This window comes from Streptomyces jumonjinensis, assembly GCF_009600885.1.
GTDB lineage: Bacteria > Actinomycetota > Actinomycetes > Streptomycetales > Streptomycetaceae > Streptomyces > Streptomyces jumonjinensis.
Genome location: NZ_VCLA01000081.1, coordinates 1 through 3400, shown reverse-complemented (window position 1 = coordinate 3400; position 3400 = coordinate 1). Strand labels below are relative to the sequence as shown.

Genomic DNA, 3400 nt, shown 5'->3' with positions numbered 1-3400 from the left:
AGCTGTGCCCACGTGCCCGGTTCCTGCTGCCTCCACCTCCAGGTGCCGATGTCGTCGCCGTCGAACATGACGCCGGGCTGGATGTGAGGGAGGTGGCCGTCGGCGTCGACCAGGTCGGCGAGCACTCGGTAGTGGCGCTGCCAGCTCAGCGGCCAGGGGCAGTTCCAGTCCGGGTCGACCGCCGCCAGCTGGTCCGCCCGCTCCGCCGCGCGCGCCGGGTTCTTCCCGAGCCCGCCCTTGCGGCGGAGGTTGGCCATGTGCTGCCCGATGGGCACCATGGCCTCGCCTTCGCCCCACACGGCGTCCTGCCGTGGTGCGAGGTGTCCGGTCGCCCGCCGGTAGGAGCGGAGCGCGGCGAGCTTGGCCTCCCAGGCTTCCTCGCCGGGCTCCCAGAGCATCCCGGCCTCCGGCGCGTCCAACAGCGTCTTGCGCCGCTCCTCCAGCTCGCCCGCCCGCAGCGCCTTCCGCTGCTGATGCACCCACCGCCCAAGCGGAAAGTCCTTGGTGACGCCGACCTCCACCTCTGCGTCATAGGGCACGGCGTGGACGCCGGTGATCTCGTTCTCCTTCCGCCAGCGGATGAGGGCCTGGTAGCCCTCCAGCCAGACCAGGGACTCGGGCCGGTAGACCCGGGTGCGCAGGAACGCGGCGATGGTCGCGGCGTCGCGCGGGCTGGAGAAGTGGAGCAGCGCTGACTCGGCGGCGGCGTCGGTGTCGTCGTCGTGCTCCTGGTCGTCGCCGTTGCTGGCGCCGCTGGCCCCGACGATCTGCCCGTTCTCGTCACGGTGGACGTGGATCTTGCGCTTGCCGCTGGTGAGCGCGCGGGAGGCGAGCTGTCGACCAGGCGTTCGTCGTGCGAGCGCAGGCCCTGGAGGACCGCTACAAGGGGGCGGAAGCTGGCGCTGGCGACCATGTCGGTGGGGTCCTCGTTCGGCTCCAGGAAGACCGGCACGATGATCCTGGCGACCTTGGTGGAGCCGTCCTTGTTGAGGCGGAGCGCGCGGCCGATGTTCTGGACGATCTCGACCTGGGAGCCGCGGGTGTCGGCGAAGCAGATCGCCTCTACCCCGCGTTCGCCGGTGATGTCGACGCCTTCGCCGAGGACGCGTACGGAGGCGAGGAAGGCGCGGTGGACCCGGTGCTCGGCTGCGTCGATGCCGTTGGCGAACTGCCGCAGGACCTCGCGCCGCTCGCTGACGAGGTGGTCTCCGCACAGCCACGCGGACCACACTCGGTCCGGGGGGACGTGGCGGCCGGCTTCCAGCTCGTAGAAGTCGGCGTCGATGGTGGACTTCGGGAGCTTGTCGGCGGCGGCCAGGTCGTCGCCTGTGGCGTCGTTGAGATACAGCTCGGCTGCCGTCTCCGGGAGCTTGTCCGCGAACGCGGCGGCCTCCTCCACTTTCTGGTGGAAGGTCATGACCGTGCGCAGGTTGTACGCGGCCGCGTGCTCCAGGAGCGCGGTCTGGAGCAGGGCCAGGCGCCGGCCGCGCCGGGCTTCCTCGGTCTCGCCGATCACGGGGGAGGGGTCGCGGATCTCCAGGACGTCGATCTCGAATCCGGCGAGGATTTCCCGCTCGATCGCCTCCGAGAGCCCTAGTTCGGCGCCGGGGAGCCAGGCGCCGAACACGCCGTTCGGGTCGTCGGCCATGGTCGCGATCTCCAGCTCCTGGCCGTCCGCGCCCTTCTGCGGGCGGGCCGCGGCGAGGATGCGCGGGGTCGCGGTCAGGTAGAGCCGGAAGTCCGCCGGAATCCGGGCGTTGTCGTGGATCGCCGCCCACGGCCGCCCAAGATCACCAGCGGTTCCATGCGCCTCATCCACGATCGCGAGGTGAAAACCGTCCATGCGCTGGCCGTACAGGCGCTCCCCGCCCGCCAGCGCGGCCTCCAGCGGCCCGTGAACCTTCCGCTGGCCCGCCGGTGCGCCGGTGTCCTCGCGGTCCACGAGAGAGGCGTACGTGGCGAACACGACGACCGGCCCGGACCCGGCCCACAGGGCCAGCTGGATGGCGTTCGTGGTGGTCCGCACGCCGAGCGCGTTCAGCACCGGGTCGTTCTCCAGCGAGCACACCGCGACCATCGGGGCCCGGTGGCCCACCAGGAGCCACGCCTGGGCGGTCTGCGCGAGCAGGTCCAGGGTCGGGACGGTCACGAGGATCCGGCCGTCCGCGAAGCTCTCCAGCGCGCACGCGGCGGCCGTGATCGTCTTGCCCGAGCCGGTTGCTGACACGATCGTGCCCCGGGCCCCCTGCGCGGGCACGGATGACCTTGCAGGGAATCCCACCCACCTGCGAAACGCGGACCGCTGATCTACTTGGTGTTCCTTGAGCGGAATAGCTGACATTCTTTGCCTCCCCGAGCGCTGAATCCGTGTGGTCTTTCAGAGGGCCGTGTGCGGAATGCAGGGCGCGCCCAAGTCGTTCCAGATCGAGGCGTCCGCTTTGTGCCAGCCGCCCGGCTTCCCGTCCCTGAAGGGCGGCCTGTCGTCCGGGTCGTAGTGCCCGGCACCGAGCGTGCACACGACGACGTCCCCGTCCGCGTTCCGCGTCCGGGCCGCGCACAGCCCGCCGGCCTCGCCCAGAGCCTCCAGCACCCGGCGCCGCGCCATGGTGTGCGGGTGGGTACCCGGCAGCACGGCCTCCCGGACGAACCGCTCCAGCCGCACCAGGTCGGCCCGCTCACGCTGCCTCACGTCCGCGATATGTACGGCCAGCTCAGCGGCCCCAGCCGACCGGCCGCCACGCCGCGACCAGTCCCGGTCCGCGATGCCCACCAGGGCCTCGCTCACGGCCGTCACGCCCTCGTCCCAGCCGTCCGCGAACAGCTCGCCCCGAGCGGCCGGCGCCATGCCGTCCAGCTCGACAACCTCGCTCTGCGCCCCGGAGACCGCTCCGGCCTCCAGCGCGGCCACCAGGTCGTCCGCCTCGCTCGCGGGCACGCCCTGGGCGGCCAGGAGTGCGAACAGCCTCAACCGGGCGTTGGTGCCCGCCGTCTGATACTGGCTCACCCGGCGCACGGAATCGCTGCTCAGCGCGGGATCGGGTCCGGTAGATTCGTGCTGACCGGTCATCTTCGGTCGTTCCTCTCGGAATTCCGGGGAGGTTCCCAGGCAGTTTGGGGGTGTCCTATGTTTCCGCCAACGGTACATGCTGCATCATCCTGATGCACGCGATACACTGGAACCCGACACGATCGAGCGACCCCCCACCCCCACAGCCAGCCCGGTCCGCGCCAGCGGGCCCCAACGGTTCTGGAGGCGCAGCCGGAGGGGCCGTCTGGCCGGGGGAGCGCAGCGGACCCGGGCTAGGGTCATCCCGCTTGCGGGATGACCCTCCATCATCTTCCTTCCGCCTAAAGAGTTTGACTGTGCGCCAGTTGGCCGGTGCGGAGCACCGGTGCCCGG

At 71.2% G+C, this 3400-nt stretch carries 1 protein-coding gene and 1 pseudogene; both read right to left on the bottom strand.

Annotated elements, in window-relative coordinates:
• Positions 1 to 2341: pseudogene (locus FF041_RS09835) on the bottom strand (Helicase associated domain protein); the annotation flags it as partial.
• 36 nt (positions 2342 to 2377) lie between these two features.
• The gene (locus tag FF041_RS09830; RefSeq protein ID WP_153522104.1) at positions 2378 to 3067 is read right to left on the bottom strand and encodes a hypothetical protein; all 690 of its coding nucleotides are present in this window, start codon (positions 3065 to 3067) and stop codon (positions 2378 to 2380) included.
• Positions 3068 to 3400: the final 333 nt, after the last annotated feature.

What these genes read in the sequence shown, in the direction of transcription:
- FF041_RS09830 (WP_153522104.1), bottom strand. Translation starts at nt 3,067, where the DNA reads ATGACCGGTCAGCACGAATCTACCGGACCCGATCCCGCGCTGAGCAGC.